This window comes from bacterium, assembly GCA_035703895.1.
Lineage (GTDB): Bacteria > Sysuimicrobiota > Sysuimicrobiia > Sysuimicrobiales > Segetimicrobiaceae > Segetimicrobium.
The window spans coordinates 1-2442 of the sequence record DASSXJ010000209.1; the positions used below are offsets into that span (position 1 = coordinate 1).

Sequence of the window (2442 nt, forward strand, 5' to 3'; positions counted from 1 at the left end):
TCGCACACGTCCTGGCAGGGAGGAGGTCAGCCGCGAAATGTTTGAACGATTCACAGAGCGTGCTCGCCGTATCATTATCCTTGCGCAGGAAGAAGCCAAGCGGCTGAACCACAGCGCGGTCGGCACGGAGCACATTTTGCTCGGCGTCGTCCGGGAAGGTGAAGGCGTCGCCAGCAAGGTCCTGGAGTCGCTCAATATCAGCCCGGAACGTGTCCGCGCCGAGATCGAGAGCGCGATCGGTCGGGGCGAGCGGACCCCCACGAGGAAGTGGCGTTCACCCCCCGGGCCAAGAGAGTCCTCGAGCTCGCCCTGGATGAAGCCCGCCGGCTGGGCCACAACTACATCGGTACCGAGCACCTCCTGCTTGGGTTGATCCGGGAGGGGGAGGGCGTCGCGGCGCGAGCGTTGGAGGCGATGGGTGCCGATCTCGAGCGGGTCCGCTCTAAGATAGTCAACCTGCTCGGAGAAGAAGGCACCGCCTCGTACACCAAGCAGGCCAGCAAGACTCCGACCCTCGACGAGTTCGGGCGGGATTTGACCAAACTCGCCCGCGACAACAAGCTCGATCCGGTGATCGGTCGGGAGCGCGAGATCGAACGGGTCATTCAGGTCCTCTCCCGCCGCACCAAGAATAACCCCGTCCTCATCGGCGAGCCCGGGGTCGGCAAGACCGCGATCACCGAGGGGCTCGCTCAGCGGATCGTGCGGGGCGACGTCCCGGAGGTCCTCTGGAACAAGCGCGTCGTCCAACTCGATCTGGCTGCGCTTGTCGCCGGCACGAAATACCGGGGCGAGTTCGAAGAGCGCATGAAGAAAGTCATGGAGGAGATCCGGAAGGCGCAGGGCGAGGTCGTCCTGTTCGTCGACGAGTTGCACACCCTGGTGGGCGCCGGCGCGGCCGAAGGGGCGATCGACGCGAGCAACATCCTGAAACCGTCGCTGTCGCGGGGCGAACTCCAGTGCATCGGGGCGACTACCCTCGACGAGTACCGCAAGTACGTGGAGCGGGACGCCGCGCTGGAGCGCCGGTTCGCGCCGATCCTGGTCGCCGAACCGAACGTCGACCAGACGGTGGAAATCTTGCGAGGGCTGCGCGATCGGTATGAGGCGCACCACGGGGTCAAGATTAGCGACGACGCGCTGGTCGCCGCCGCCTTGCTCGCGGACAAGTACATCTCCGCCCGGTTCCTGCCGGACAAGGCGATCGACTTGATGGACGAAGCGGCGAGCAAGATCCGCCTCCAGGCGAGTTCCCGGCCACAGGAGATCCGCCAGGCGCTCGACAAGGCGGAGCGGGTCCGGCGGGAGAAAGAGGAAGCGATCAAGGGCCAGGACTTCGAGAAAGCCGCCAGCCTGCGGGACAAGGAGAAGGTGCTGCGGCAGAAACTCGAAGAGCTCGAAAGTTCCTGGAAAACCGACAAGAACCAGGATATCACGACCGTGACCGCGGACGATATCGCGGACATCGTCTCGAGCTGGACCGGGATCCCGGTGATGCGCCTGGTCGAGGAAGAGACCGAGAAGCTGCTGCGGATGGAAGATTCCCTCCACGCCCGGATCGTCGGTCAGGAGGAGGCGGTTCACGCGGTTTCTCGGGCGGTCCGGCGTGCGCGGGCCGGTCTGAAGGACGCCCGGCGCCCGATCGGGTCCTTCATCTTCCTCGGGCCGACCGGCGTCGGCAAGACCGACCTCACGCTGGCGCTGGTCGAGTTCCTCTTCGGCGACGAGGGCGCGGTCATCCGGATCGACATGTCGGAGTACACCGAGCGGCACACGGTGTCGCGGCTCGTCGGCGCGCCTCCGGGCTATGTGGGATACGAGGAAGGTGGCCAACTTACCGAGCAGGTCCGGCGGCGGCCGTATTCCGTCGTCCTCCTCGACGAGATCGAGAAGGCGCATCCGGAGGTCTTCAACGTGCTGCTGCAGATCCTGGAGGACGGCCGTCTGACCGACGCCCAGGGGCGCACGGTCGACTTCAAGAACTGCGTGATCATCATGACCAGCAACGTGGGCGCTCCGCAGATCCAGCGAGACACCGGGCTCGGGTTCCGCGGCACCGAAAGCGAGCGGCTGGAGGCCGAGGGCACCTACGACCGGATGAAGATACACGTGATGGAGGAGTTGCGGCGGACGTTCCGGCCGGAGTTCCTGAACCGGGTGGACGAGATCATCGTCTTCCGGCCGCTGATGCGCGACCAGATCCGGGCGATCGTCGATATCCTCATGGAGCGCGTCAAGCGCGAGATCCGGGGCCAGGGCATGGCGTTGACGATGACCGATGCCGCGCGGGAGCTCCTGGCGACCGAGGGGTACGACCCCCAGTACGGGGCGCGGCCGCTGCGGCGCGCCATCCAACGGCTGGTGGAGGATCCGCTCTCGGACGACATGCTCCGGGGCAAGTTTGCGGCGGGCGATGAGATCGTGCTAGACGTCCGCGAGGGG

At 65.9% G+C, this 2442-nt stretch carries 1 pseudogene; it reads left to right on the forward strand.

Annotated elements, in window-relative coordinates:
• The first annotated feature begins 37 nt into the window (after positions 1-37).
• Positions 38-2442, forward strand: a pseudogene (locus VFP86_13955) (ATP-dependent Clp protease ATP-binding subunit).